Source organism: Pseudomonas sp. JAI111 (genome assembly GCF_024809425.1).
Classification (GTDB): Bacteria; Pseudomonadota; Gammaproteobacteria; order Pseudomonadales; family Pseudomonadaceae; genus Aquipseudomonas.
The window spans coordinates 53,714-80,066 of record NZ_JANUCB010000001.1; the positions used below are offsets into that span (position 1 = coordinate 53,714).

At 60.6% G+C, this 26,353-nt stretch carries 25 protein-coding genes and 1 pseudogene; 14 read left to right on the plus strand and 12 right to left on the minus strand.

Features of this window, described 5'->3' with window-relative positions; translation table 11 throughout:
- Positions 1-338: 338 nt before the first annotated feature.
- The 8 genes from HNR03_RS00250 (at position 339) to HNR03_RS00285 (ending at position 9,794) form a co-directional block, all read left to right on the plus strand.
- Positions 339-2,042 carry an AMP-binding protein gene (locus HNR03_RS00250; protein WP_259150007.1) on the plus strand — a complete coding sequence of 568 codons (1,704 nt, stop codon included), beginning with the start codon at positions 339-341 and terminating at the stop codon, positions 2,040-2,042.
- Positions 2,043-2,144: 102 nt separating this feature from the next.
- On the plus strand, positions 2,145-3,653 hold the full coding sequence (locus tag HNR03_RS00255) for a CoA-acylating methylmalonate-semialdehyde dehydrogenase (protein WP_259150009.1): 1,509 nt from the start codon (positions 2,145-2,147) through the stop codon (positions 3,651-3,653).
- Positions 3,654-3,762: 109 nt separating this feature from the next.
- Positions 3,763-4,653 (plus strand): 3-hydroxyisobutyrate dehydrogenase, encoded by an 891-nt coding sequence (gene mmsB / locus HNR03_RS00260; RefSeq protein ID WP_259150010.1) that lies wholly within the window; start codon positions 3,763-3,765, stop codon positions 4,651-4,653.
- Positions 4,654-4,655: 2 nt separating this feature from the next.
- Positions 4,656-5,744, plus strand: coding sequence for an enoyl-CoA hydratase/isomerase family protein (locus HNR03_RS00265; protein WP_259150011.1), 1,089 nt, complete (start codon positions 4,656-4,658; stop codon positions 5,742-5,744).
- A gap of 17 nt (positions 5,745-5,761) precedes the next feature.
- Positions 5,762-6,913 (plus strand): acyl-CoA dehydrogenase family protein, encoded by a 1,152-nt coding sequence (locus HNR03_RS00270; RefSeq protein ID WP_259150012.1) that lies wholly within the window; start codon positions 5,762-5,764, stop codon positions 6,911-6,913.
- 64 nt (positions 6,914-6,977) lie between these two features.
- Positions 6,978-8,606, plus strand: coding sequence for a methyl-accepting chemotaxis protein (locus tag HNR03_RS00275; protein WP_259150013.1), 1,629 nt, complete (start codon positions 6,978-6,980; stop codon positions 8,604-8,606).
- A gap of 31 nt (positions 8,607-8,637) precedes the next feature.
- Positions 8,638-9,300 carry a TetR/AcrR family transcriptional regulator gene (locus HNR03_RS00280; RefSeq protein WP_259150015.1) on the plus strand — a complete coding sequence of 221 codons (663 nt, stop codon included), beginning with the start codon at positions 8,638-8,640 and terminating at the stop codon, positions 9,298-9,300.
- 209 nt (positions 9,301-9,509) lie between these two features.
- Positions 9,510-9,794 (plus strand): hypothetical protein, encoded by a 285-nt coding sequence (locus HNR03_RS00285; RefSeq protein WP_222585830.1) that lies wholly within the window; start codon positions 9,510-9,512, stop codon positions 9,792-9,794.
- Positions 9,795-9,891: 97 nt separating this feature from the next.
- Here the strand turns inward: HNR03_RS00285 and HNR03_RS00290 are convergent, their stop codons facing one another.
- Entirely contained in the window at positions 9,892-10,110 is a 219-nt protein-coding gene (locus tag HNR03_RS00290) for a hypothetical protein (protein WP_259150016.1), read from the minus strand.
- Positions 10,111-10,368: 258 nt separating this feature from the next.
- Between HNR03_RS00290 and HNR03_RS00295 the strand changes: the two genes are divergently transcribed.
- Positions 10,369-11,082: an SOS response-associated peptidase family protein gene (locus HNR03_RS00295; protein WP_259150018.1), complete on the plus strand. Its 714-nt coding sequence runs from the start codon at positions 10,369-10,371 to the stop codon at positions 11,080-11,082.
- Positions 11,083-11,128: 46 nt separating this feature from the next.
- On the opposite strand, the gene HNR03_RS00300 is transcribed toward HNR03_RS00295, so the two are convergent.
- The 3 genes from HNR03_RS00300 to HNR03_RS00310 form a co-directional block, all read right to left on the minus strand.
- On the minus strand, positions 11,129-11,329 hold the full coding sequence (locus HNR03_RS00300; protein ID WP_222585827.1) for a hypothetical protein: 201 nt from the start codon (positions 11,327-11,329) through the stop codon (positions 11,129-11,131).
- A 104-nt stretch (positions 11,330-11,433) separates the two neighbouring features.
- Complete coding sequence (locus HNR03_RS00305) at positions 11,434-11,913, minus strand: sn-glycerol-3-phosphate transporter (protein WP_222585826.1); 480 nt, start codon at positions 11,911-11,913, stop codon at positions 11,434-11,436.
- Positions 11,914-12,079: 166 nt separating this feature from the next.
- Entirely contained in the window at positions 12,080-13,012 is a 933-nt protein-coding gene (locus HNR03_RS00310) for an AraC family transcriptional regulator (RefSeq protein WP_259150019.1), read from the minus strand.
- A gap of 584 nt (positions 13,013-13,596) precedes the next feature.
- Between HNR03_RS00310 and HNR03_RS00315 the strand changes: the two genes are divergently transcribed.
- The 5 genes from HNR03_RS00315 (at position 13,597) to HNR03_RS00335 (ending at position 19,972) form a co-directional block, all read left to right on the plus strand.
- Complete coding sequence (locus tag HNR03_RS00315) at positions 13,597-14,946, plus strand: MFS transporter (RefSeq protein WP_222585824.1); 1,350 nt, start codon at positions 13,597-13,599, stop codon at positions 14,944-14,946.
- Between the two features lie 98 nt (positions 14,947-15,044).
- Positions 15,045-15,737: a fumarylacetoacetate hydrolase family protein gene (locus HNR03_RS00320; RefSeq protein WP_259150020.1), complete on the plus strand. Its 693-nt coding sequence runs from the start codon at positions 15,045-15,047 to the stop codon at positions 15,735-15,737.
- A 42-nt stretch (positions 15,738-15,779) separates the two neighbouring features.
- Entirely contained in the window at positions 15,780-16,538 is a 759-nt protein-coding gene (locus HNR03_RS00325) for an SDR family oxidoreductase (protein ID WP_259150021.1), read from the plus strand.
- A gap of 33 nt (positions 16,539-16,571) precedes the next feature.
- Entirely contained in the window at positions 16,572-17,528 is a 957-nt protein-coding gene (locus HNR03_RS00330) for a 2-hydroxyacid dehydrogenase (RefSeq protein ID WP_259150022.1), read from the plus strand.
- Between the two features lie 1,310 nt (positions 17,529-18,838).
- Positions 18,839-19,972 (plus strand): lactonase family protein, encoded by a 1,134-nt coding sequence (locus tag HNR03_RS00335; RefSeq protein WP_259150023.1) that lies wholly within the window; start codon positions 18,839-18,841, stop codon positions 19,970-19,972.
- Positions 19,973-20,092: 120 nt separating this feature from the next.
- Here HNR03_RS00335 and HNR03_RS31785 read toward each other — a convergent pair whose 3' ends face one another.
- From HNR03_RS31785 to HNR03_RS00375, 8 genes and pseudogenes are all read right to left on the minus strand, one after another.
- Positions 20,093-20,587 (minus strand): methyl-accepting chemotaxis protein, encoded by a 495-nt coding sequence (locus HNR03_RS31785; protein ID WP_405046041.1) that lies wholly within the window; start codon positions 20,585-20,587, stop codon positions 20,093-20,095.
- Positions 20,588-20,683: 96 nt separating this feature from the next.
- Positions 20,684-21,448, minus strand: a pseudogene (locus tag HNR03_RS31790) (PAS domain-containing protein); the annotation flags it as partial.
- Positions 21,449-21,676: 228 nt separating this feature from the next.
- The gene (locus tag HNR03_RS00350; RefSeq protein ID WP_259150024.1) at positions 21,677-22,099 is read right to left on the minus strand and encodes a heme-binding protein; all 423 of its coding nucleotides are present in this window, start codon (positions 22,097-22,099) and stop codon (positions 21,677-21,679) included.
- 65 nt (positions 22,100-22,164) lie between these two features.
- Entirely contained in the window at positions 22,165-22,947 is a 783-nt protein-coding gene (locus tag HNR03_RS00355) for an ABC transporter substrate-binding protein (protein WP_259150025.1), read from the minus strand.
- A 158-nt stretch (positions 22,948-23,105) separates the two neighbouring features.
- A complete protein-coding gene (locus HNR03_RS00360; protein WP_259150026.1) occupies positions 23,106-23,459 on the minus strand; it encodes a RidA family protein in 354 nt (117 codons plus the stop codon).
- Positions 23,456-24,856, minus strand: a complete 1,401-nt coding sequence (locus HNR03_RS00365; RefSeq protein WP_259150027.1) for an FAD/NAD(P)-binding oxidoreductase — start codon at positions 24,854-24,856, stop codon at positions 23,456-23,458. The genes HNR03_RS00360 and HNR03_RS00365 overlap by 4 nt, the downstream gene beginning before the upstream one ends.
- The gene (locus tag HNR03_RS00370; RefSeq protein WP_222585816.1) at positions 24,849-25,187 is read right to left on the minus strand and encodes a (2Fe-2S)-binding protein; all 339 of its coding nucleotides are present in this window, start codon (positions 25,185-25,187) and stop codon (positions 24,849-24,851) included. Before HNR03_RS00370 ends, HNR03_RS00365 begins: the two co-directional genes overlap by 8 nt.
- Positions 25,177-26,301, minus strand: coding sequence for an NAD(P)/FAD-dependent oxidoreductase (locus HNR03_RS00375; protein ID WP_405046026.1), 1,125 nt, complete (start codon positions 26,299-26,301; stop codon positions 25,177-25,179). Before HNR03_RS00375 ends, HNR03_RS00370 begins: the two co-directional genes overlap by 11 nt.
- Positions 26,302-26,353: the final 52 nt, after the last annotated feature.

Here is a 26,353-nt window from a genome sequence, read left to right on the forward strand (position 1 = left end):
CCGGCGCCGCTCGCATCGCCTGACGGTGCGAGTGGCCCTCATCCAACGCGCCACCCCTATGATTTTTTTGCACAACGCACCGGTTTTTATGAGCATTTTTTATTGATTTTTGCATGCATATACTGGGCTCAAGCGCTTGGTCATGAACCGGGCCAGACCCAACAAAAACAAACAAGGGCATACACCGTGAAAACATCCATGCTTGCCGCCGTCTCCCCGCTCTCTGGTACCTGCACGCGCCCCGTACGCGTTGCTCCCCGCAGCGAAGCCACCCTCGCCGCCTGAACCTCCCGTACCCGATACCGCGCCGATCGCCCCCGCGATCGATGGAGACTTTAATGAACAGCAACTGCCAACCCTTCCTCGCCGCTCGAGACTTCCTGCTGGCCCACCGTACCGATTACGCCACCGCCACGCGGGATTTCCGCTGGCCGCAGCTGAACGAGTTCAACTGGGCGCTGGATTACTTCGATGCGATGGCCGAAGGCAACCAGGCCAACGCCCTGTGGATCGTCGAAGAAGACGGCAGCGAACAGCGTTACAGCTTCGAGCAACTGGCCTTGCGCTCCAATCAGGTGGCCAACCACTTGCGCGCGCTTGGCGTGCGCCGTGGCGAACGCATCCTGCTGATGCTCGGCAACGACGTCGCCCTGTGGGAAACCATGCTGGCCGCGTTCAAGATCGGCGCCGTGGTCATTCCCGCCACCGCCCTGTTGACCCCAGATGACCTGAGTGACCGCATCGAGCGCGGCCAGGTTCGTCATCTCGTGGTCGGTGGCGCCCATGTCGACAAGTTCGTCGGTCTGGGTGAAGGCTGCAGCCGCATCTGCGTCGGCCCAGGCCCCGCCGACTGGACCCCGCACAGCGCCGCCAGCGAGTACTCCGAGCAGTTCGAAGCCGAGGGTCGCACCTATGCCACTGACCCGATGCTGCTGTACTTCACCTCCGGCACCACCTCCAAACCGAAGATGGTGCTGCACAGTCACCAGAGCTACCCGGTCGGCCACCTGTCGACCATGTACTGGATCGGCCTGCAGCCGGGCGACCTGCACTTGAACATCTCGTCACCGGGCTGGGCCAAGCATGCTTGGAGTTGCCTCTTCGCACCGTGGAACGCCGGCGCCTGCATCTTCATCCACAACGTCGCGCGTTTCAGCGCCCCGGCCTTGCTTGGCGCACTGGAGCGCTACGGTGTCACCAGCCTGTGCGCCCCGCCCACCGTATGGCGCATGCTGATCCAGGAGGACCTGGCCAGTTACAAGGAGCGCTTGAACCTGCGCGAACTGGTGGGCGCCGGTGAACCGCTGAACCCGGAAATCATCGAGCAGATCCTGCATGCCTGGAACTTGCCGTTGCGTGACGGTTTTGGCCAGTCGGAAACCACCGCGCTGGTCGGCAACACGCCCGGCCAGTTGCTCAAACCCGGCTCCATGGGCCGCCCACTGCCGGGCTACCAAGTGACCATGCTTGACCCCGACGGAGTGCCGGGTAACGAAGGTGAAGTGGCCCTGCCACTGGACGTGCGTCCGCTTGGCCTGATGCTGTGCTACGAGGACAGCCCGGAAAAAACCGCCGAAGTGATGCGCGACGGCTTCTACCGCACCGGCGATACCGCGCAGATCGACGAGGATGGCTATATCACGTTCGTCGGCCGCGCCGACGATGTGTTCAAAGCCTCCGATTACCGCATCAGCCCCTTCGAGCTGGAAAGCGCACTGATCGAGCATCCGGCCGTGATGGAAGTGGCCGTGGTGCCAAGCCCGGACCCACTGCGCCTGGCCGTGCCCAAGGCGTTTTTGATCCTGGCTCACGACGAACCCGGAAGCGCCGAACTGGCCAGCAGCATCCTCGCCTTCGCCCGCGAGCACCTGGCGCCTTACAAGCGGGTGCGCCGCATCGAGTTCGTCAGCGAACTGCCCAAGACCATCTCCGGAAAGATCCGCCGGGTCGAACTGCGACAGATGGAAGTGTTGCGCCGCCAAAGTGATACACGCGGCCCGCAAGAGCACTTCGAAGAAGACTTCCCTCAGCTCAAGGGCTGAACCCGGGCCGGTCCGCCGGCCCTTCTGAATTCACACGCGACCGCTCGGCCAAACAGGCCGAGGGGCCTCTCTCGACTCAAAGAAAGTAGACAGGACCCGAAAATGACCTCCTCCAGCATTCCTAGCGTCAAGCTTCTCATCAACGGCGAATTCGTCGAGTCACGCAGCACCCAGTGGCACGACGTGGTCAACCCGGCCACTCAGGAAGTCCTGGCTCGCGTGCCCTTCGCTACCGCCGAGGAAATGGACGCCGCCGTGGCCAGTGCCAAGGAAGCCTTCAAGACCTGGCGCAAGACGCCGATTGGCGCCCGCTCGCGGATCTTCTTCAAGTACCAGCAGCTGATCCGCGAGAACATCAAGGAACTGGCCGCCCTGCTCACCGCCGAACAGGGCAAGACCCTGCCGGATGCCGAAGGTGATGTGTTCCGCGGCCTGGAAGTGGTCGAGCACGCGGCCTCCATCGGTAACCTGCAAATGGGTGAGCTGGCCAACAACGTCGCCAATGGCGTCGACACCTATACCTTGATGCAGCCGCTGGGCGTGTGCGCCGGCATCACCCCGTTCAACTTCCCGGCGATGATCCCGTTGTGGATGTTCCCGATGGCCATCGCCACCGGCAACACCTTCATCCTCAAGCCATCCGAGCAAGATCCGCTGGTAACCATGCGCCTGGTTGAACTGGCGCTGGAGGCCGGTGTACCCAAGGGCGTGCTCAACGTCATTCACGGCGGCGTCGACGCGGTGAACCTGATTTGCGATCACCCGGACATCAAAGCCGTGTCCTTCGTCGGTTCGACCAAGGTCGGCACCCATGTCTACAACCGCGCCACCCAGAACGGCAAACGCGCTCAGTGCATGATGGGCGCGAAGAACCACGCCATCGTCCTGCCTGATGCCAACAAGCAGCAGACATTGAACAACCTGCTGGGCGCTTCGTTCGGCGCCGCCGGCCAACGCTGCATGGCCCTGCCGGTGGTGATCCTGGTGGGTGAAGCGCAGACCTGGCTGCCGGACCTGATCGAGCGGACCAAAACCCTCAAGATCAATGGCGGCACCGAACCGGGCACCGACATCGGCCCGGTGATTTCCTGCGCGGCGCTGGATCGCGTCAACAGCTTGATCGCCAGCGGCATCGAAGAAGGCGCCACGCTCGTACTGGATGGCCGCAACCCAAGCGTGCCGGGTTACCAGGACGGCAACTTCGTAGGCCCGACGATCTTCTCCAACGTCACCGCAAAAATGTCCGTGTACCGCGAAGAGATCTTTGGCCCGGTGCTGTGCGTCATGCATGCCGAAAGCCTGAGCGAGGCCATCGAGATCATCAACGCCAACCCGAATGGCAACGGCACCGCCCTGTTCACCCGCTCCGGCGCTGCGGCCCGTCACTTCCAGGAAGAAATCGACGTCGGCCAGGTCGGCATCAACGTGCCGATCCCGGTACCGGTTCCGCTGTTCTCCTTCTCCGGTTCGCGCGCTTCCAAGCTTGGTGACCTGGGCCCTTACGGCAAGCAAGTGGTGACCTTCTACACCCAGACCAAAACGGTCACCCAGCGCTGGTTCGACGAGGACGACACCGGCGGCTCGGTGAACACCACCATCACCCTGAAATGATCTCTGCCGGCCGGCGCCCAGCGTCGGCCGGCCGGAGTTGAACGGTGCATTCGCAGACATAACGGGTCGACGCGCAACAGCGCCTCCCCACTCGCAAAAGGTAGTCATCATGCATATCGGTTTTCTCGGCCTGGGTAACATGGGCGGCCCAATGGCGCGCAACCTGCTCAAGGCTGGCCACAGCCTGACCGTCTTCGATCCTTTCCCGCAGGCGGTCGCCGCCCTGGTCGAGGCCGGTGCCAGCGCCGCTGACTCGCCCGCCGCCGTGGCCAAGGCCGGGGTCGAGGTGATCGTCACCATGCTGCCAACCGCCGACCACGTGAAGCAGGTCTATCGCGGCAAGGACGGCTTGCTGGCCAACATCGGCCAAGGCGTACTGTTGATCGACAGTTCGACCATCGACCCGATCAGCGCCCGCGAAGTCGCAAAATTCGCCCTGGCCCAAGGCAACCCGATGCTCGACGCACCGGTCTCCGGCGGCACCGGCGGCGCGACGGCTGGCACCCTGACCTTTATGGTCGGCGGCCCGGTCAGTGTGTACGACCAGGCCCTGCCGGTCCTCTCGGCCATGGGCCGCAACATCGTGCACTGCGGCGGCGCGGGTAACGGCCAGGTGGCCAAGATCGCCAACAACATGCTGCTCGGCATCTCCATGGTCGGCGTCGCCGAGTCCATGGCCCTGGGTGTGGCCCTGGGCATGGACGCCAAGGTGCTGGCCGGTGTCATCGGCACGTCCACCGGTCGCTGCTGGAGTTCGGAGATCAACAATCCGTTCCCGGGCGTACTGGAAAATGCCCCGGCCGCGCGTGGTTACACTGGCGGCTTCGGCACCGACCTGATGCTCAAGGACCTCGGCCTCGCCACAGAAGCGGCCAAACATGCGCGTCAGCCAGTGGTGCTCGGTGCTGCCGCCCAGCAGCTCTACCAGACCTTCAGCCTGCAAGGTAATGGCGGTCTGGACTTCTCCGCGATCATCAAATTGTTCCGTGGGGAAGCGTAAGCATGAGCGAGCAGCAAGCCCCGGTGCTGGCCAGTGTGCGTAATCGCATCGGCCACCTGACGCTGAATCGACCCGGCGCGCTGAACACTCTGGACCTGCCCATGGTGACACTGCTGTGCCGGCACCTGTGGGTGTGGGAACAGGACCCGGAGATTGTCGCCGTGACTATTCGCGGCGCCGGGGAAAAAGCCTTCTGCGCCGGCGGCGACATCCGCATGCTGTACGACAGCCACAAGGCCGGGGACAACCTGCACGAGCTGTTCCTCGAGGAGGAGTACGCCCTTGACGAGTACCTGCATGGCTACTCCAAACCGGTGCTGGCGCTGCTAGACGGTTTCGTCCTCGGCGGCGGCATGGGGTTGGCCCAGGCCGCCTCGCTGAGGGTGATCACCGAGCGTACGCGGATGGGCATGCCGGAAGTCGGCATCGGCTTTTTCCCCGATGTCGGCGGCAGCTATTTCCTGCCACGCCTTCCGGGTGAGCTGGGTCTCTATCTGGGGGTCACTGGCTGTCAGGTCCGTGCCGCCGATGCGCTCTATGCCAACCTGGCCGACTACTACCTGCCCAGCGAGCGACTGGTCGAACTGGATGCCGCCCTGTATCACTTGAACTGGACCGGAGCGCCCGAGGAAGACTTGCAAGACCTGCTCGCCGGCCTGGCCACCGAGCGCATCGCCGGATCGGAACTCAAGGCCTATCGCCAAGTGATCGATGAGTATTTCTCGTTGCCTGATGTGCCGGCGATTCGCAACGCGCTGCAGCGCGAGCAGCGTCCCGAGCTGCGCGACTGGGCCGAACAGACGGTCGCGCTGCTCGACAGCCGCTCACCGTTGGCAATGGCCACGACACTGGAGCTGTTGCGTCGCGGTCGATACCTGAGCCTGGCCGACTGTTTTGCCCTGGAGTTGCACCTGGACTACCAGTGGTTCGACAAGGGCGACCTGATGGAGGGCGTCCGCGCCCTGATCATCGACAAGGACAAGACCCCACGCTGGAACCCGCCAACCCTGGAGGAACTGGTACCGGCGCGGGTGCAGGCTTTCTTCAGAGAATTTCGCCCAGCCTCTGGCATCCCCCTTCGCACCGCCTGATCGGCAGGAGACTCGCAATGCACGATATCGAATTGACCGAAGAACAACGCATGATCCGCGACATGGCCCGTGACTTTGCCCGCAGCGAAGTCGGCCCGCACGCCCAGAGTTGGGAGAAAGCCGGCTGGATCGATGACGCCGTGGTGGCGCAGATGGGTGAACTGGGCCTGCTGGGCATGGTGGTGCCGGACACCTGGGGCGGCAGCTACACCGACTACGTCGCCTACGCCCTGGCCGTGGAAGAAATCTCGGCCGGCGACGGTGCGCTCGGCGCCTTGATGAGCATCCACAATTCTGTGGGCTGTGGCCCCTTGCTCAAATATGGCAGCCCATCCCAGCAAGACCGCTGGTTGCCGCTTCTGGCCAGCGGCCAGGCCATCGGCTGCTTCTGTCTGACCGAACCACAGGCCGGTACCGAAGCCCATAACCTGCGCACCCGCGCCGAGCTGCGCGACGGTCATTGGGTGCTCAACGGGGCCAAGCAATTCGTCAGTAATGGCAAGCGTGCCAAGCTGGCTATCGTCTTCGCCGTCACCGATCCGGAGCTGGGCAAGAAGGGCCTGTCGGCCTTCCTGGTGCCGACCGATAACCCCGGATTCGTGGTCGATCGCAGCGAACACAAGATGGGGATCAAGGCGTCCGACACCTGCGCGGTGACCCTGAACAACTGCACCATTCCCGAGGACCATCTGCTGGGCGAACGCGGCAAAGGCCTGGCCATTGCCCTGTCCAACCTCGAAGGCGGTCGCATTGGCATCGCCGCCCAGGCCTTGGGCATCGCCCGCGCCGCCTTCGAGGCCGCGCTGGGGTATGCCCGCGAACGCATCCAGTTCGGCAAGCCGATCATCGAACACCAAAGCGTGTCCAACCTGCTCGCCGACATGCACACCCGGCTCAACGCTACCCGCCTGCTGGTGCTGCACGCCGCACGCCTGAAAAGTGCCGGGCAATCGTGCCTGTCAGAAGCGTCGCAGGCCAAGCTGTTCGCCTCGGAAATGGCTGAGCGCGTGTGTTCCAGCGCGATGCAGATCCACGGAGGCTACGGCTATCTGGAGGACTACCCGGTGGAGCGCTACTACCGTGATGCGCGCATCACCCAGATCTACGAAGGCACCAGCGAAGTGCAGCGCCTGCTGATCGCCCGCGAACTGACCCACTACGCGCTCTGAGCCCCTGGCCGGATGCGCCCTGCGTCCGGCTGCTTGTTCTTTCGCCCCCCTCCTGGAGTTGCCCATGCTCGGCCTGCGTAATATTCCCATCAGCCGCCGGCTGTGGTTGATCCTGCTGATGTCCATCCTGATGCTGCTGATTCTCGCCGGCCTGATGCTCAAGCAGAGCTATGACGATCTCTATGCCGCCAAGGCGCTGAAAACCCGCCACGTGGTCGAGACCGCCAGCGGCGTCCTGCGCCATTTCCAGGAGATGGAAGACCACGGTCTCAGCCGTGAGCAGGCGCAACAACAGGCCAGCGCGGTCATACGCGACCTGCGCTATGACCGCGAGGACTACTTCTGGATCGAAGACCTCGACACCCGCATGGTCATGCACCCCAATGCCAAGCTCCAGGGCAAGCGCATGGCGGGCACCCTCGACCCGGATGGCAAGGCCTTGTTTGACGAGATGGTTGCCGTGGCCGTGCGCGACGGTTCCGGGTTGGTGCGCTACAGCTGGCCCAAGCCGGGTTCTGACGCGCCGGTAGAAAAGGTGTCCTACGTCGAACTGTTCAAGCCTTGGGGCTGGATCGTCGGCTCGGGCATCTACATCGACGACGTGCATGTCGAGTTCCGCCGCCAACTGATACAGGCCTTCGTTATTCTGGTGGTGATCGCCCTGCTGCTCAGCGCGCTGATCCTGCTGATTGCCCGCAGCATCGCCTCGCCACTGACGCAGGTGGTCAATGCCATGGAGAACATCGCCAGCGGCGACGCCGACCTGACCCGTAACCTGGACAGCCGCTGGCGCGACGAACTGACCGCCATGAGCGGCCACTTCAACGCGTTCACCAGCAAACTGCGCGGGGTGATCGGCCAGTCCATGCAGACCGCCGTCAGGCTGGACAAAGCCTCGCAATCGCTCGGCGAAATTGCCAGCGACAGCCAGCGCCACAGTCAGGAGCAGTCCCAGCAGATGGAACTGGTGGCCGCCGCCATTCACGAGGTTTCCTACGCCGTGCAGGAAGTGGCGAAGAACGCCGAGCACGCCGCCAACGAAGTACGCCAGGCCGATGAGCAGGCACGACAGGGCCAGCACAACATCGACAGCAGCCTGCGCCAGATCGATCAGTTGTCCGAAACAATCGGCCAGGCCGTCGAAGTGATTCAGAGCCTGGCCCAGGAAAGCACCCAGATCGGCAGCGTGCTGGAAGTGATCCGCGCCATCGCCGAGCAGACCAACTTGCTGGCGTTGAACGCTGCCATCGAGGCGGCGCGCGCTGGCGAGCAGGGTCGCGGTTTTGCCGTGGTGGCAGACGAAGTACGCCTGTTGGCGCAACGCACGCAGCAGTCCACCGCGCAGATCCAGGGCATGATCGAGCGCCTGCAGGGCAACTCGGAAGCGGCGGTCAATGTCATCAATGCCAGCAGCCAAGCCGCTCAACAAACCGTGGAACAAGCCCGCCAAACCGGTGAGAGCCTGCACCAGGTCATCGGCGCGCTACGCAACCTCACCGAACTCAACGCCTCGATCGCCAGTGCCACCCTGGAGCAGTCGCACGTGGTCGAGGACATCAACCAGAACGTCACCCGCGCAGCCTCGCTGGCCCACGAGAATGCCCAGGCCGCCGACCGCTCCAACGAGGCCAGCCAACAGCTGGGCCAACTGGCAAGCCAGCTCAATAAGCTATTGGGGCAGTTTCGCGTATGAGGTGGATCAACATTGATGGAGGCCTGATGTCATGACCCTCGCCCAGCCAGTCACGTCCCGTTGCGCCAGACCGAATTGCGTTACGCCGCAGGCCATCGACTCGCGCTACCTGGAAACCCGCCAGAAGGCGCTTGAGCTGTTCGCCAAGTGCGGTTTCAGCCGGGTCAGCATGCGCGACCTGGCCACTTATCTGGGGATTAATGCTGGCTCCATTTACAACCACATCGAAAGCAAGGAAGCCCTGCTGTTCGAACTGATCGAGGAGCTCTATGAACAGTTGCTTCATGGCGCCAGTCTGGTGACTCGTCGCAAATCCACACCTGAGGTACGACTGCACGGTTTGCTTGAGGCGCACCTGTTGCTGCATGAACGAATGGGCGCGCATTTCCGTCTGGCGGAATACGACCTGCATTGCCTGAGCAGCGAACAGCACGCCTCGATCCTGAGTCTGCGCCGACGCTACGAGGAGCATCTGGTGGAAACGATTGAGCAGCTCACCGGCAAACCGACCAGCGCCACCCGACGTGCCACCCTGAGCGGGATCGTTTCGCTGCTCAACCAACTGCCGGCCTGGGTCGGGGAACCCCAGGCAAGTGGCAGGGCACGTCGCAAGCTGCTACTCGAAATGGTGATGAGTACCCTGCAAGGCGCGTTGCAGGCGACTCATGCTGCAGGCGCTCGGCTGACGCGCTAAGAGGCCCGCAAGCCTATCGGCATCAACAAACACGACCTGCCTAAGGCTGATCGCCGAACCACTCGCCTGCAAAAAAAATATCCGTCAGGTTTCGATGTGGTTTTTTTACGTCTACCTTTATCCGTCAGAACTCACCTCTGCATCAAAAGGCAAACAACTAACGACAAAAGTACATACGAATACATGCTCCCCCACTTAGAGGATCAGACATGCATCCATCCTTTCTGCAGCGCATCGACGAACTCTGCGCCCTGCTCGGCCCGTCCAGCGCAACCCGCATCGAATTCTTCCGGCGCTGTAACCGATTGAAGTCGCGCCGTGGTGTTCGCTATCAGGTGGTGACCAAGAAGCTCGGCATTTTCCATGTCGTCGAGCGATACACGGGCAAGACGTGGGCCTTGCGCTCCAGTTACCGGGAGGCCATGGAATTCGCCATCTACCTCGAGGAAAAGTCCAACCGTCGCAAGGGAGGCGTGCGGCGCATGGCGAGCTGATGCCGCATCTGTGAGACGCGGTCATCGCAAATCGTAAAACCCGTCTCTGAAAGACTACGGCCAGCCTTGAGCCTGCTTTTCTACGGGAGGCAGAAATTCATGCGACTTTGAGCGCGATGGTCGGTCGTCGCCCGTCCGCCATGAGCTGCAGATACGCTTGCCATTTTTTGAACGCTTGTTGTTGTCGGTTGGAGGCTTCCAGCCACCGAGCGCCACCGATGAGCTCGACCGGGATAGACATCATCTGCTCGGTCGCAGCATCAAGCTCATCAACGAGCTTGCGCCCGTTCGGCATTTCGGAAATTAGAGATCGCATAGGAACCTGGTTTTTTTTGGGCTACTACATCGACTTGCTAACTGTTTGATCGTGCGCGGGTTCCGACGAACGGCTACTTAATTGTTTATTTGCGTTGCGCGCGGCATGAAATACCGCCGCCCGCGCCCCGGGTGGCGTATTCGTTGACCAGGGGAGTCCTTATTCAAACTCCCTCAACCACTTCCCCGATCTGATCCAACAAATAATGAAACTGCCGGCCACGGGTCTATCCTGAATACACAGCAGGAGGGTGCAATCATGTGCGGACGCCTTTCCCAGTACCGTGGCATTCATGACTTCGTCGCGGCCCTCAGCATCCCCAACGCCCTGCTCAATGATGCTGGCGATCAGCCTTTGGAGCTCTATAACGCGGCGCCCACCACGCAGCTCGCGCTCTTTCACCGCGATGGCGAATACCTGCGTGCCGACAAGGTGCGTTGGGGCTGGCGCCCACACTGGGCCAAGGACCGTGCCGCGCCGATCAACGCCCGGGTGGAAAAAGTCGCTCACGGTCCCTTCTTCAAAGACATCTGGCCGCACCGGGCGATTCTTGCGATCGACAACTGGTTTGAGTGGGTTTACGAAGGCGGCCCGAAAAAACAGCCCTATCTGATCCGTCACCACGACCGCACGCCCATTCTCTGTGCTGCGATCGGCCATTACCCCATCGGCGAGCATGAGCCCAGCGAGCATGACGGCTTTGTAATCATCACCGCCGACAGTGCCGGCGGCATGGTGGACATTCATGACCGGCGACCGGTCGTGCTTGCACCAGAGCTGGCGCGGGAATGGCTGGACCCGGCCACGCCCAAGGAGCGGGCCGAGCAGATGGTGCTGCTGGAGGGTGAGCCGGCTGAGGCGTTTGAATGGTTTCAGGTAGATCGCGCGGTGGGCAACGTTCGCAACCAAGGGCCGGAGCTTATTTTGCCAACCAGCAAGATCAGCGGCGGTCACTACAAGGGTAACGGTTAAGCCTGGCCCCTGCCGTGAAGAGCCCAGCGCGATGGCTGGGCTCAGTTTATCTTCTATGTTCCATCATCTTGTCCGCGAGAACGGTCGCCCTTTCGACCAATAGGTTCTGCCTGTCCTCGTGACTCGAATTCGGACCGCCGATAACCGGTGCAGTCAGGTTGCTTTCCGCAATCAATGCAGCACAAAAGTATTGATCCCAGACAGCTCTGTTTTCTGCAGCCTGAGTGCTCATTTGGACCGCTTGCATAGGCGCCTCCTGTTGATGAGGTTGCGCACCTATTTTACGCCCGAACTGCAAACACCCCACGACGCTGCGGACAGTCGGCAGGCATGCGCGCCAGCGCAGTTTCTTTAGAATCGCAGGCCCGCGGTGACCAGCGCCGCATTGAAACCGAGCAACACCAGCTCGGTGGTTACAGGCCCGTAATGAACCCCCAAAGACGGAATGATCACGGGGGCAACGCCGAAGTGATTGAGCGGGATTTTGTCTTTGTATTTGCCGTGATAGCCCTCAACGGCGCCGCCGGTCAATTTCATATACACCGGGTAGTCCGCGCTTTCGTAGCGCTTGCCGACGTAGGCGTAATAAGAGCGCTGGCTGAACGAGTTACGAAAGGTCGCCCCGCCAAACAACCAGCCGGAGGGCTCGTTGCGCTCCAGCCCGATCAAATCCTGATTGTTATTGTGGTCAGGGTCTGGCGAGTAGTGCCGGGTATAGACGCTGGTTTGCAGTTGCCAGAATCCCTGGTTTTTTTGAGACGCGTCGTCTTGAGCCAGTGCATGAGCCGACTGGGCCATCAGCAGAAAAGCGCAGATCCATGGTTTTTTCATCGGTAGCCCCCTGAGAGGCAGTCGGGCTCACGCTGGAAGGCGTGCATTGAGTCGCAAACGTTAGTCTAGTCGGTGAAAAAGGAACACCCGAACCGCTCGCTCCAGCCGCCATGAGCCCATCGAATTCGAACACAAGCCCTTCAGCAGCGATGCGAGTGCTGAACCGTCATGTGCTGGAGGGTGATTGTGGCGTATCGGGATTGAGTTGCTGACGCCGGAATTGCCCTGGAGGCTGGCCGTGGATCTGGCGGAAGCGTCTTGAAAAATAGGCTTCGTCGGCGAAGCCGCACAACCTCGCCACCTCCCCCACCGGCCGCGTTCCATTGAGTAAATAATTGCGCGCCGCGTGCATCCGACGCTCGAGAACCAGTTCGGTGAACGTCTTGCCGATTTCCTTGCGCAACCAGTGCGTGAGGTACGTCGGCGACAGGTAGGTCGCAGCGGCGACCTTGATCAGGTTGAGATCGGGATCGGCGATGTTCTTGCGCAAATACTCCGACATCCTGCTCAGGGCGTCGCGTCGGCTGACTTCGGCGGCATTCTCTTCGGCCAGCCGTTTCAACGGCTCTGCATACAAGGCGCAGACACTTCCAATCAATTGCAACAGCAAGCCCTTGAGCATCTCGCGGGTGCCGAACTGACGGTTTCCGTCGAGTACGCGCATCTGTTCGATCAGCCCACAGACCTTGCTGAAATCTTCATCGGCCAGAATGAAATCCAGATGCTCCTGAAAGCGGAACGGCGACAACTCCGGTGCCAGGAGAATCGAGACTTCCTCCAGGTCCATCGGATCGCACTGCAAGTGCGGCAGCAGAAAGGTCTGGGAAAAATTGATCACCATGAAGTTGCTGTCAGCCGGATGCGGAATCACGTGCACACGATGCGGCAGGATGAAGGCCAGGGTGTTGCGTGGAAACGGACGCTCAACGTTGCCGATGTGCTGCACGGTATCGCCACCGAGGTTGACCTGGATCTGGAAATACTCGTGGCGATGCGGGCTGGTTTCGGCGTTCCGGCCTTTTTTGTCGCGGATGTAGAAGTCCGTCAATTCGCTACGTTGCTGCATGACGTAAGTGGGTACTCGACTCGATGACGACATCGCCTGAGGCTCCTCGACAGGTACATGGGCAGGTTGTCGTCGCGCCGCGGAACAGGCGGCGACGTCGCTGATTGTGTCGGCCGCCACGGCCGAATTCAATGCGTCATAGGATGACATCAAAAATCAGAGAATTAATTGTATTCGTGTGTGCCAAGTCGTCTGTCCAAAAAAATACGCCAGCACCAGATTAATTAATCAATAACAATCAATAACTTATAAAACATTTAAGACAGAACCGCGGAAATGAGCGGATTTGATTTTTCTTGGACACCTGCACTAATCGCTGTTTTCAGGAGAAAAAACGATCTAACGCCTCCGTTGATTTTGCGAAGTTGTACGACCACTCTGACAGCCAATGCAGCCCGACCCTTCCAAAAACAATCACAAGGTGCGCACGCAATGAACCTGTTTCTTTCCCACGCCAACCCTCCCCCGACCGAGCCTGTCCGAAGGCGTATCTGAGCGCCTGACAGCGTCTGTTCGCGCCTCTCATTCAAGTAGCGATGCTCTGCCCCGACACTGCGGGCATCGGTTTCGGCTGCGCGCGAACAACTGGATTCCTCTAACAATAAAAAGGTCTACTCATGTCGAACTCGCACACCTCCCCGTCCACCGCGCCGTCGGTGAGCGCCGACGCCCGGGACGCCCTGTTGCCTCAGCGCCTGCCGACACGTCGGCGCTGGTTCATGCTGTCGTTGCTGCTGATTGCGACCATCATCAACTACATCGACCGCGTAAATATCTCGATTGCCGCACCGTTCATGGCCAAGGATCTGGGGCTGGACAAAATCGAGATGGGCCTGATTTTTTCCGCGTTTGCCTGGACCTACGCACTCGCCCTGGTCCCCGCCGGGTTCATTGCCGATCGCTTCGGTTCCCGGGTCACCTACGGGGTGTCACTGATCAGTTGGTCGGCCGTCACCGTGTGCCAAGGCTTTGCCACAGGATTCGCATCATTGTTTGGGCTGCGCCTGGCAGTCGGTGCCATGGAAGCTCCAGCGTTTCCTGCCAACAGCCGAGCGGTGACGGTGTGGTTCCCGGCCCGGGAACGGGGCCTGGCCAGCAGTATTTACGTGTGCGGCCAATATCTGGGCACCGCCCTGTTTACCGGTGCGCTGTTATGGCTGGCCACGACCTATGACTGGCGCCACGTTTTCTACAGCACCGGGATACTCGGCATTGTGTTCGGTGTGATCTGGCTCTACGTGTACCGCGATCCGCTGAGCTGCAAAAACGTCAGCGAGGAAGAGCTGAAGTACATCGAAGCCGGCGGTGGACTGGTCAAGAGCAGTCAGGAGCGCACCCGGTTCAACTGGCGGCAGATCGCCGAGCTATTCAGCTATCGGCAGATCTGGGCGATTTGCATCGGCAAATTCGCCAGCACCTCGGCGCTGTACTTCTTCCTGACCTGGTTCCCGACGTACCTGATCGAAGAACGCAAGCTGACCATGATCAAGGCCGGGATCTTCGCGGTGCTGCCGTTCGTGGGGGCAACGGTCGGCATTCTGCTCGCAGGCATCATCTCCGACTTGCTGATACGCCGTGGTTACTCGATGTCCTTCGCTCGCAAGTTGCCTCTGGTGGTCGGCTCGATGCTCGGCATGTCGATTGTGCTGGTGAATTTCACCGACTCGAACGTGATCTGCATTGCCGTGCTGACCATTGCCTTCTTCGCCCAGGGAATCGCTTCCTCGTCGTGGGCGGCCGTATCGGAAGTCGCGCCCAAGGAACTGATCGGCCTGACCGGCGGGGTCACCAGCCTGGCCGCCAACATCGGCGGGATTGTCACCCCGATCGTGATTGGCGGCATCGTCCACGCGACCGGCTCGTTTGCCTACGCCTTCTGGTTCATTGGTGGCGTGGCGCTGATGGGGACCTTGTCCTATTCGTTGCTGCTCGGTCGCTTGTACCGCATCGAACTCAAGGTGCGCTGAGCCAAGACAGCGTTTTTCTCCAACACGAGGCGGCATTCGTCCAACTTCACAAAAGATTGCCGCCGTACGCTGATGTTTCTAACAGGACGCCTGAAAAAATGACCATGACCGAGTATGTGTTTACCCCGGATCTGCCCGTGACCTTGCCGGTTGCCGGTAGCCAGCAGCGCTTTCCCGTTGGCCGGGTATTTTGCGTCGGCCGTAACTACCCTTGGCCAGACACCCAAGGCCAATCCCGTCAGCCGCCAGTGTTCTTCATGAAACCGGCGAGCAACGTGGTGGAGGCGACGGGTGAAGTGACCTTCCCGCCGTTGACCGAAGAGTTTGCCCACGAAATCGAATTGGTCGTGGCCATTGGCGAGGGTGGCGCCAATATTCCGGAGAGTCAGGCATTGGCCTATGTCTGGGGCTATGCCGCCGGTCTTGATCTGACCCGTCGCGATGTCCAGCGCTCGGCCAAAAGCAATGGTTTGCCATGGGAAGGCGCCAAGGTATTCGACGGCGCCGCGCCGATGACCGCCATCGTGCCGGTGACTCGCGCGGGCCACCCTGACGGCGAGTTGTGGCTGAACGTCAACGGCCAAGAGCGCCAGCGCGACAGCCTCGACAGTCAGATCTGGTCAGTCAGTGAAATCATCAGCCGCATCTCGCAATCAGTCGCGCTGCGGGCCGGCGACCTGATCATGACCGGCAGCCCGGCAGGCGTCGATGTGCTGCAACCCGGCGACATCATCAACGCCGGGATCGACGGCATCGGCCAACTGGAAATGCGTGTCGGCCAGCGACCTTGAGCCCGGCACACACCCTCGTGAATTTGAAAAGGAGATAACCACATGAACCGTCCTTTGAAAGTGGCGCTGGTCACCGGCGCCGGTAGCGGAATCGGCCGCGCCGTGGCCCTGGGCCTGATGGCCGACGGGTTCACCCTGGTATTGGCCGGACGCCGGCCAGAACCCCTGCAGGCATTGGTCGACCTGGCGAGCAGCGAGGGCCACGAAGCCTTGGCGGTCCCCACTGACGTGCGCGATCCGGCCAGTGTCGATGCGCTGTTTGCAACCATCAGCGAGGTCTACGGACGCCTCGACGTGGTGTTCAACAACGCCGGGGTCAACGCCCCTGCCGTGCCGCTGGATGAACTGACGTTCGAGCAGTGGCGAAACGTGATCGACACCAACCTCAACGGGGTTTTCCTCTGCGCCCGTGGTGCCTTCGCACTGATGCGCCGGCAACAGCCACAGGGCGGACGCATCATCAACAACGGCTCGATCTCGGCACACACCCCACGCCCGTTCAGCAGCGCCTACACCGCCAGCAAACACGCGGTGCTGGGACTGACCAAATCCCTGGCCCTGGACGGGCGCGAATTCAACATCGCCTGCAGCCAGATCGACATCGGCAACGCCTTGACCGAGATGTCGGTGCGCATGACCAAAGGTGTGCGCCAAGCCAACGGCACCATCGCGGTAGAGCCAATGGTGGACGTCAAGCATGTGGCCGATGCCGTGCGTTACATCGCCGGTCTGCCGCTGGAGGCGAACGTCCTGAACATGACCGTCATGGCCAGTGCCATGCCGTTTGCCGGTCGCGGTTGAACCGGCCTTTTTATTCCGTTACGCGAGGTTTACATGAAACCAGAAGTCTTGCAGCTCAGCCCGATCCTGATCCCTGAAATCAACACGCGGCTCGATGAGTTGTTCACCGTCAGACGTTACTTCCAGCAGGCCGACAAGCAGGCTTATTTGCAGGAACACGGTGGCAACATTCGCGGGGTGATCACCGGCGGGCATACCGGGATCAGCCAGGCGCTGATGGCGCAGTTGCCGAAACTGCAAGTGGTGGCGGTCAATGGCGTCGGCACCGATGCGGTGGACCTGGCCTACGCCAGGGACCGTGGGATCCGCGTCACCGCGACTATCGGCGCGTTGACCGAAGATGTCGCCGACCTGGCCATCGGTTTGCTGATTGCCGTGTGTCGCGGGCTGTGCACCAGCGATCGTTACGTGCGTTCGGGCCAATGGCCCCACAGCGCGACACCATTGGCCCCCTTGCCTCTGGCGCGCCAGGTGTCAGGCATGCGTATCGGCATCGTCGGCATGGGCCGGGTCGGTCGTGCCGTGGCAACCCGCGCCGCTGCCTTTGGCTGCCCGATCAGTTACACCGATCTGCAGCCCATGAGCGATGTGAGCCACACGTTCTTTGCCGATCTGAAACAGTTGGCCAGCAACAGTGACGCGCTGATTCTCGCCGCCGCGGCCGACAAGGCTGAAGCCATTATCAATGCCGAGGTGCTGCAGGCGTTGGGCAAAGGTGGGTATCTGATCAACGTGGCCCGGGGCAAGCTCGTCAATGAGGCGGATCTGGTGTCTGCACTGGCGGCCGGCGAAATCGCTGGGGCGGCGCTGGATGTGTTTGTCGATGAGCCGAACGTGCCGGAGGTGCTGTTTGGTAACGAGAACGTGGTGCTGCAGCCCCATCGCGCGAGTGCGACGCTGCAGACTCGCACGCGGATGGGCGAGATGGTGGTGGCAAGTCTGGTGGACAGTTTTGCCGGGAAGATACCGCAGGGTTCCGTGACTGGCTGAAGGTTGGCTACCGAGGGCAATGCTGTTCACTTAAGAGAGTTTTGGGGTTGGGGTTGGGTTGGGTTGGGTTGGGTACATATCCGTTGCTGCGGTAACGGCGGCTATTGGTTCCGCTTTTACAGCGGGTCACTTGGAAAAGCCCCAAGTAACCAAGGGCTCTTGCCCCTGACGTTCGGTGCCTCGCCAAGGCTCGGCATGCCCTCGCTCCGGTCCTGCTCCGTGGGCCCGCCGCCATCGGCCATCCATGGCCGGGGGCGGCTACCGCGGCATCCTTGCCGCGGTGCCCACTGCGCAGAACCTGCGCTCGGCCTCACGAGGGGGCGTGCACCGCAAAAGCCAAAGCGAGGCGGCCTGCGGGCCGGCCTGGTTGCTCAACGCTAGCGCGTCGTGATCGTTCCCATGCTCCGCGTGGGAATGCCGCCGGGGACGCTCTGCGTTCCGCTGTCGACACCAGACTTGAGTCCTGCGCGATGGTGACGCGGAGCGTCACGGGATGCATTCCCACGCGAAGCGTGGGAACGATCAACAGCCAAGATCAACAGCATCGCGAGCAGGCTCACTCCCACATAAAGCAGACCGGAGCACAGCTAACGAGGAGGCCTACCGGCCGACATGATTCTTCAACGCTTGCGCGTCGTGATCGTTCCCATGCTCCGCGTGGGAATGCCGCCGGGGACGCTCTGCGTTCCGCTGTCGACACCAGGCTTGAGTCTTGCGCGATGGTGACGCGGAGCGTCACGGGATGCATTCCCACGCGGAGCGTGGGAACGATCAACAGCCAAGATCTACAGCATCGCGAGCAGGCTCACTCCCACATAAAGCAGATCGGCGCACAGCTGTTGCTCCTCACCACTCTTCAGGTCGAGCGTTAGCTCGCCTTTAGCTTTTGATTTTGATCTGCCCCGTCGGAAGGCCGAACGCAGGTTCTGCGTAGTGGGCAACCCGGCATGGATGCCGGGTTAGCCGCCCCCGGCCATGGATGGCCGATGGCGGCGGGCCCACGGAGCAGGACCGGAGTGAGGGAATGCCGAGCCACAGCGAGGCACCGGACGTCAGGGGCGCAAGCGCTTGGTTACTTGGCGCTTTTCCAAGTAACCCGCCGTCAGGGCGGAACCAATAGCAGCCGTGACCGCAGAAACGGATATGCCCCCAACCCCAACCCCAACCCCAAAACTTTCTTAATTGAACAGCATTAGCCCACCGAGCGGACGTCACGTCCCCTCCGTGCCTGGGCATCAGAAAAACAGTTCGACGCCACCCAACTTGAGTCATAGGATGACTGACCACAATCATAAAAATAAGGAATCACTGTGTCTAAACGCCTTCTCATGGCCGCTGCCGTTGTCTGCAGCCTCAGTGTGCAAGCCAATGCCGCCACCTTCGCCTATATCTCGAGCCCAGGCGACGGTCTGATTTCCCAATATCGTCTTGACCAGAGCAACGGCACGCTGAGCCTGATTGAACAGGTCAACGCCGGTGATCAGGTCAACCCCATGGCCATCACCCCTGACGGCAAAGTGTTGTTTGCCGCCTTGCGGGTCAAGCCGTTTCAGGTGCTGGGCTACAGCATAAATCCCAAGAGCGGGCATCTGACTCCCCTGTCCAAAGCGCCACTGGCGCAAAGCATGGCTTACCTGTCTACCGACAGAAAAGGACACTATCTGCTCGGTGCATCCTACGGTGCCGACACCGTCAGCGTTCAGGCCATCGACAAGGCCTATCAGCCTTCGGCCAGCATCCTGAGCTACAAGACAGGCCCGCATGCACACTCGGTTCGTACCGATCCGAGCAATCGCTTCGCCTACGCGGGCAATCTTGGCGCGGACCAGGTCCTGCAATATCGCCTTGATGCCAAAACCGGGGCGCTCACCCCCATCGGTAGTGGCTACATCAGTGTCCCGGCCAATACCGGGCCTCGGCACCTGGCCTTTTCCCCGAATGGCAAATACCTGTATGTGGTCGGTGAAATGAGCGGCACGGTCACGGCGTTTTCAATCAATGGCAGCACTGGCGCATTGACTCAGATTGCCGTTGCCAATGGCATTCCCGAGCGTTTGAAACTGGCTCACGGCGAAGTGCGTGATGCACGTAACAACGACTTGAAGGACGACACCACACCACGTATCTGGGCGGCGGACCTGCGGATCTCGCCCGATGGCACGCTACTGTTGATGACCGAGCGCACCAGCAGTTCGGTATCGGCATTCGCGGTTAACCCATCAACAGGCGACTTGAGCTTTCTCGACAACTATCCGGTAGCAGAGAAGCAGCCACGCAATATCGCTTTTTCACCCAACGGACGCTGGTTACTGGTGACGGGCGAGAAAAGCGAAAAGGTCGGCACTTACGCGATCAGCAGTAACGGCGCCTTGAAACGTGTCGGTGAAGCGGCGTCGGGCAAAGGTGCGTTATGGATTGAGGTGCTGCAAACGTCGGTGAAGTAGTCTTCGGGCAGATAAAAAACGCGACGCATGGAGGTCGGAAGTTGGCTCATTCCGACCTCCATGGTTTGGCGGTCGTCCATGTAACAGCGCAAGGTGTTTGCCTTGAATCTCCGTGGGTTTCTAGCCCACCCAACCGACCGCAGTTTTAGGAATCACTTCGGATTCATCCAGTTTGGAAGCGAACATGCTCACGGCTTCCACCGCATCACTGGTGCCACTGCGAATCTGCAAGATCATAGCGCCGGCTTGATCAGCCAGGGTTACGCCGCGTTGCGCGCCTTCCTGGGTGGCATTCATGCTGACGACCGCCTCACGTGTCTCGGAGAGAATCTTGCCGATCATCTCGGCGATTTCCGCCGTTGAACGACTGGTACGCCCCGCGAGCTGCCTGACTTCATCGGCTACCACGGCAAAACCACGTCCTTGATCACCGGCACGGGCCGCCTCGATGGCCGCATTAAGTGCCAGCAGGTTGGTCTGGTCGGCAATCCCGCGAATGGTATTGACGATTGCAGTGATCTGTTCGGAACGATCCCCCAGTTGTCCCACCAACCGCGCAGAGGCCCCAATATTGTCGGCAATCCGACGCATCTCACTGGCGGTCTCTTGAATCACCAACGTGCCCTGTTCGGCAAACTTTTCCGTCTCAGCGGAAATATGGTAAGCCCGAGAGGCACCGCGTGAGTCAGCTTCGAACTTCTCTACGCGCTCAGTGATATCACTGGCGAACTTAACGATCTTTATTAACTTGCCGTCAGCGTCATAGACCGGGTTATAGCTCGCCTCCAACCACAAAACCCGACCGTGCTTCCCGATGCGTTTGAATTGTCCGCTGAAAAACTCGCCCGCATTCAGTCGACGCCAGAAGTCCGTGTACTCAATGCTGTTTATAAGGGATGACTCGCAAAACATGCGGTGATGTTTGCCTTTGAGTTCTGTTAACCCGTAACCCATGACATTCAGAAAGTTTTCGTTAGCGGTCAATACATTACCGGACAGGTCGAACTCGATGACCGCCATGGCCCGATCCAGAGCAACAAGCTTGCTACGGGCTGCCGCTTCCTGCGCCACTTTGTCAGTGACGACCAGCGCGTACTTGACCACTTTCAGCACTTGACCGCGCTCATCCCGCACAGGGTTATAACTGGCTTCGAGCCAGATAGTCTGCCCGCTGACATTGATACGCTGAAACGTGCCGGAAACGAATTTACCCGCCCGAAGCTCGGCCCAGAATTCGCTGTACGCTGTGCTGCTGGTCAATGCCGGCAAGCAAAAATCCCGATGAGACTTGCCGACCACCTCATCGGCGCAATAGCCCAGGGCCTTCAAGAAGTTATCGTTGGCGCGAAGCACCTTGCCGTTCAAGTCGAATTCGACCACGGCCATGGAGCTCTCAAGTGCAGCGATCAGTCCTTTGTACTCTGCTACATCGGCCATCCTGGCCGCCAGTTCCGTTTTCAGTGCGTTATTGAACATGACGTACCTCAGCCTGACGAGAAATCAATGGACCTTAAGCCCACTATCGGCTGTTGCTTACATAACTAAATACAAATAAAGGGACTTTTTAATTGACGTCAATGAACCGCGCTTCCGCCTTTTATAGGCTGAGGTATTTCTATTCAACAAGCCTGCCAAGAGCGCTCTATAGCTGCACAAAGTCCATGTCTTGAAAAATATCCCTGACCATCAAACACTTGCAATGTACTACCCCCCCCATCTCGCTGGAAACAGTGCATCAACCACTAAACGGGCCAGTTCGGCATCCTCTTCAGCCTTGACGCCGGACACACCAATTGCACCTATGCAGTGCCCTTCGTACCAGATGGCGACGCCTCCCTCGAGCATGCCTTTAAGGTTCGGCGCACTGATAAAGGCCTGACGCCCGCCATTGATCATGTCTTCGTAAACCTTGCTGTCGCGACGACCCAGCGCTGCGGTACGCGCTTTTTCCGTGGCGATGTAACCCGCAATCGGCGCCGTATGATCCAGACGCAGCAGCCCCAGCGGATGACCGCCGTCATCGACGACGCAAATCGCCACGGGCCAGTTGCGTTGATGGGCCAGGTCTTTTGCCGTCGACAGCATTTGCGAAACGTTTTGCTCGCTCAGTAACGCCTTGGTTTGCATCTCGACTCCAATCAAAAAAAAACGGCCGCATGCTCAAGCATGCGTGCCGAAAAAACGCCCGGTCGTTACTCGCCGTAGATATCGAAGTCGAAATACTTCTGGCGGATCTTGTCGTAGGTGCCGTTGGCACGAATCGTCGCCAGGGCCTGATTGAAACGACCGGCCAGGGGATCGCTCTTGCGCACAGCAATACCGATGCCCGTGCCGAAGAATTGCTCTTCGGTAAAATTCGGACCGACGAACTCATAGTCCTTCCCTTCCGGGCGCTTCAACAGGCTTTCATCGATCACCACCGAACTGGCCATGGTGGCATCCAGGCGCCCACCCAGCAGGTCGAGGAAAATTTCATTCTGCGAGCCGTAGCGCACCACTTCGGCACCGGCGGGGGCGAATTTCTCGGTGACGTAGCGATCGAAATTGGTCGCGCGCTGCACGCCGATCCGCTTGCCTTTGAGCTGTGCCGGAATGTCGCTGATGCCACTGCCCTTCTTGAACACCAGGCGCGCCGGAATACGGTAATAGCGATTGCTGAAATCGACCGATTTCATCCGCTCCGGGGTCATGGACATCGACGAAATCACCGCATCGACTTTCTTCACCTTGAGTGCAGGTATCAACCCGTCGAACTCTTGTTCCTGCCACACGCACTGGACTTTCATCTCGGCGCACAGGGCCTGACCAATGTCGTAATCGAAACCCACAATCTGGTTGTCCGGGGTTTTCGACGCGAACGGCGGGTAGGCCGCTTCGATGCCCAGGCGCAGAGGTTGCTCCGCCGCCTGTACGCCGACACCCAAGGCCAGCAGTGAGACCAGCCCTACTTTCAAGACCATGCTTTTTACGTTCATTCATAGCTCCAGATGCGATGTTGTTTATGTCGGGCGCTCCGCAATCGAAGTCATCCGTTATGGCAGCAGCAATGTGAACTCACGGGAGTGGCGGCTCTGTCGGCCGTCTGCTCCTCGCTGCGCAACTCAAGCGAGCGCAGCGGTGACAACAGGATCGGTCAGACGGCGGCGGTGACGATCAACTCCAGCAGGATCTGCGGATCGTCAAACATCACTTGAGCGGTAGCCCGCGCCGGCGTTTGCCCGGCGTCGACCCAGGCGCTCCAGGTTTCATTCATGCCGGCGAAATCGGCGGCCATGTCTTTCATCCAGATCTGCACGCTGAGCAGGCGGCTCTTGTCACTGCCGGAGACCTCCAACAGCTCGTCGACCCGTTGCAGCACCTGGCGCGTCTGACCACGGATGTCCTGGCTGCAATCGGCGGCGACGATGCCGCTGAGCCAGGCCACGCCGTTATGTACGACGCTGCGGCTCAGACGTGGATTGCTTTCGATGCGTTGGATATGGCTCATGGATGCTCCTGGGCAAGGGGTGTTTCGGTGGACAATTGGGCAAGCGTGATCGGTTTGAGTGGCGAGCGAATCCGGTAATACCCGACCTCTGCGGCGGGGACCTTGCGCTGCTCGGCAATGATTTCGGTAACGCTCAAACCGCACAGACGGCCTTGACACGGGCCCATGCCGCAACGACCGAAAGCCTTGGTTTGATTGGGTCCCAAACAGCCGAGCTCGACGTGCTGGCGAATCGAACCGGCGCTGACGTCTTCACACCGGCAGACAATCACCTCGTCGGCGGGAATACGGTTTTGCTGTTGCGGGCGGTACAACGCATCGATCAGAGGCCGGGCAGCACGCTGGCGATGCAGGGCTTTTTGATAAGAGTCGGCGAATGGTTGCAATGATTGCCCACCGACTTTCCCCGAGCGTGCGGCAATCGCCAGCCCGGCCAGGCGACCTTCGAGCAACGCCACTTGCGCACCGCCAATGGCGCCACCGTCACCGGCGATATAAATGCCCGGCAGACTGGTTTCACCCTTGCTGTCGCGACGCGTGATCCAGCACAGTTGCTGTTCGCTCCAGTCATGTTCGAGGTGTAGCGACCAACTGATCTGGGTGTTGGGCACCACGCCTTGGTGCAGCAAAATCAGCGAGGCGGGAATCGTCCAGCGCCGACCGCCACTGTCGAAACTCAGGGCAGTGGCGTGCGCCTGACCTTCGATACGCATATCACGGGCATCACGAATATGCCTGACCCCGGCGCGCTTCAATTCGATGAGCAGTCGCAGGCCCTTGAGCACGTCACGCCAGCCGCGCAAGGCGCCCGGGACTTTGCGCCAGGCTCGCAGCAGGTCGCCCTGACCGCTGGTGTCCACCAGCGCTTCGATCGCGATGCCGGCGCGCAGGTACTGCACCGCCAGCAGGTACAACAAGGGACCGCAGCCGGCCAATACCACCGGCCCGGCCGGCACCAGCGCGGCGCTTTTGAGCAGGATCTGCCCGGCTCCGGCAGTCATGACACCGGGCAAGGTCCAGCCAGGGATGGGCATCGGTCGTTCGAACGCACCCGTGGCGATCAACAGATGATGCCCTTGCAGGACTTCAGCGCGGCCATCAATCAGGTAATGCACCTGACGCTGCGGCGTCACCTGCCAGATGGCCGCATTGGCCAGATACCGGGCCCCGCACTGGAGAAACTGTGCGACAAGCTCCGCGCCCGCCGTGTAGTCATCGCCCAGTACGCTGCGGCTGCGCGCATCGGCCTGCACAATATTGCGATAGATTTGCCCACCGGGGCTGCCCTGCTCATCCAGTACCACGACTGAAAGCCCGTATCGGCTTGCCTCCAGCGCCGCGCTCATTCCCGCAGGGCCTGCGCCAATCACAATCAGGTCGACAATTTGATTATTCATCAGCGCCCGCCTCGACGTGGTCACCGGCCAGAAACTCGCGAGCGCCGCGCTGCCTGCGAACCCGCATGCCGGCTCTAACCGGCAGCAGGCACGCCTGACAGTTGGCTTGCCCGTCCACCTCAACCAGGCATTCGAAGCACACGCCCATCATGCAATAAGGCGCGCCGGGCCTGCCGCTGACGGCACTTTCGCGGGTGTGAGTGATGCCGCTGAGCAGCAATGCGCTGGCCAGTGAAACACCGGCCGGCACCGACAATGCCGCGCCTTCGAATTCGATCTGCAGGTTTTTTTGCGCAGGCACCAAGGCCCGGAACAAGCTGTCAGCCGGCATGGCGCACCTCCCGTTTGAGACTGAAACGCTGCAGGCTGAAAGGCGCCACCGCCGGCTCGTCGAACTCGCCGCCAATCCACGGCGCCAGGCGCAACGCGTGGATCGCCGCCAGGGTCACGCCGCTGTGGCAACTGACCACAAACGCCCCCGGGCAAGCCTGCGAGGTTTCATAGATCGGAAAACCGTCGGCACTCATCACCCGCAACGCGCCCCAGGCCCGTACCAGGCGCACGTTGCCCAACTGAGGAAAACATTGCACGGCGCGCCGGGCGATGGTGCTCATCACCTCGCTGCTGGTGCCGTCGTCGAAACCCGTCGACTCATGGGAGTCACCCAACTGCACCGTGCCTTCGTCGGTCTGCCGAACATAGGTGGTGGGGTAATGCAGAAACGGTTTGAGTCGCTCGGTGACCAGGATTTGCCCACGATTAGGACTCACCGGCACGTCCATCCCCAACTGCGCGCCCAGCTCACGGTTGCCAAGGCCTGCTGCCAGTACGACCTGACCGGCGAACCAGCGCTGTTGGTCGGTGTGCAACTCGAAGCCCGAGGCTCGCTGGCCAATGGCGCTGACCCGCTGACCATTGATGATCGTGACCCCACGCATCCGGCAGGCGGCATACAGGGAGCGCAACAATTTCAATGGATTGACGTGACCGTCCATGGGCGAATAACAGCCCCCCACAACGGTCGGCCCCAGGCCAGGCAAGCGAGTTCGCAGTTGTGCAGCGTCCAGCAGCTCGAACGGATAATCACCGTCCATGGCTTCGCGCAGCCAGAGCAGTCGACGGCTTTCTTGCGCCATCTCCTTGTCACTCAAACACAGCTGGAAACCGCCCGGCTGGCGCAGATGGAGGTCGATGCCAGTGTCGGCCTGCAACGCGGCGGCGAATCGCGGCCACAGAGCCACCGATTCGCGGGTCCATTGCGCGTAGGGACTCATTCCATAGCCCTTGCCCTGAACCCATAAAAGGCCGAAGTTGCCACGGGCAGCCCGTAAAGCATCGTCCCCCTCATCCAGGACACTGACCTGGCGACCGAGCATGGCCAGTCCATAGGCAATCGACAGCCCGACCAGACCACCTCCAACGATAACTACATCAGTTTTTTGCATGAGTTGCGCATTCGCTCTCTCGGCACTGAAAACCCTCTTCAGCGCAGGCCAT

Excerpts from the sequence above, each read along its gene's own strand:
- HNR03_RS00300 (WP_222585827.1), bottom strand. The coding sequence starts at position 11,329 with ATGCAAGCGGTCCAAATGAGCACTCAGGCTGCAGAAAACAGAGCTGTC.
- HNR03_RS00295 (WP_259150018.1), top strand. The coding sequence starts at position 10,369 with ATGTGCGGACGCCTTTCCCAGTACCGTGGCATTCATGACTTCGTCGCG.
- HNR03_RS00375 (WP_405046026.1), bottom strand. The coding sequence starts at position 26,301 with ATGCAAAAAACTGATGTAGTTATCGTTGGAGGTGGTCTGGTCGGGCTG.
- HNR03_RS00330 (WP_259150022.1), top strand. The coding sequence starts at position 16,572 with ATGAAACCAGAAGTCTTGCAGCTCAGCCCGATCCTGATCCCTGAAATC.
- HNR03_RS00285 (WP_222585830.1), top strand. The coding sequence starts at position 9,510 with ATGCATCCATCCTTTCTGCAGCGCATCGACGAACTCTGCGCCCTGCTC.
- HNR03_RS00370 (WP_222585816.1), bottom strand. The coding sequence starts at position 25,187 with ATGCCGGCTGACAGCTTGTTCCGGGCCTTGGTGCCTGCGCAAAAAAAC.
- HNR03_RS00290 (WP_259150016.1), bottom strand. The coding sequence starts at position 10,110 with ATGCGATCTCTAATTTCCGAAATGCCGAACGGGCGCAAGCTCGTTGAT.
- HNR03_RS00315 (WP_222585824.1), top strand. The coding sequence starts at position 13,597 with ATGTCGAACTCGCACACCTCCCCGTCCACCGCGCCGTCGGTGAGCGCC.
- HNR03_RS00280 (WP_259150015.1), top strand. The coding sequence starts at position 8,638 with ATGACCCTCGCCCAGCCAGTCACGTCCCGTTGCGCCAGACCGAATTGC.
- HNR03_RS00350 (WP_259150024.1), bottom strand. The coding sequence starts at position 22,099 with ATGCAAACCAAGGCGTTACTGAGCGAGCAAAACGTTTCGCAAATGCTG.
- HNR03_RS00265 (WP_259150011.1), top strand. The coding sequence starts at position 4,656 with ATGAGCGAGCAGCAAGCCCCGGTGCTGGCCAGTGTGCGTAATCGCATC.
- HNR03_RS00305 (WP_222585826.1), bottom strand. The coding sequence starts at position 11,913 with ATGAAAAAACCATGGATCTGCGCTTTTCTGCTGATGGCCCAGTCGGCT.
- HNR03_RS00325 (WP_259150021.1), top strand. The coding sequence starts at position 15,780 with ATGAACCGTCCTTTGAAAGTGGCGCTGGTCACCGGCGCCGGTAGCGGA.
- mmsB (WP_259150010.1), top strand. The coding sequence starts at position 3,763 with ATGCATATCGGTTTTCTCGGCCTGGGTAACATGGGCGGCCCAATGGCG.
- HNR03_RS00275 (WP_259150013.1), top strand. The coding sequence starts at position 6,978 with ATGCTCGGCCTGCGTAATATTCCCATCAGCCGCCGGCTGTGGTTGATC.
- HNR03_RS00310 (WP_259150019.1), bottom strand. The coding sequence starts at position 13,012 with ATGTCGTCATCGAGTCGAGTACCCACTTACGTCATGCAGCAACGTAGC.
- HNR03_RS00250 (WP_259150007.1), top strand. The coding sequence starts at position 339 with ATGAACAGCAACTGCCAACCCTTCCTCGCCGCTCGAGACTTCCTGCTG.
- HNR03_RS00360 (WP_259150026.1), bottom strand. The coding sequence starts at position 23,459 with ATGAGCCATATCCAACGCATCGAAAGCAATCCACGTCTGAGCCGCAGC.
- HNR03_RS00255 (WP_259150009.1), top strand. The coding sequence starts at position 2,145 with ATGACCTCCTCCAGCATTCCTAGCGTCAAGCTTCTCATCAACGGCGAA.
- HNR03_RS00365 (WP_259150027.1), bottom strand. The coding sequence starts at position 24,856 with ATGAATAATCAAATTGTCGACCTGATTGTGATTGGCGCAGGCCCTGCG.
- HNR03_RS00355 (WP_259150025.1), bottom strand. The coding sequence starts at position 22,947 with ATGAACGTAAAAAGCATGGTCTTGAAAGTAGGGCTGGTCTCACTGCTG.
- HNR03_RS00320 (WP_259150020.1), top strand. The coding sequence starts at position 15,045 with ATGACCATGACCGAGTATGTGTTTACCCCGGATCTGCCCGTGACCTTG.
- HNR03_RS00270 (WP_259150012.1), top strand. The coding sequence starts at position 5,762 with ATGCACGATATCGAATTGACCGAAGAACAACGCATGATCCGCGACATG.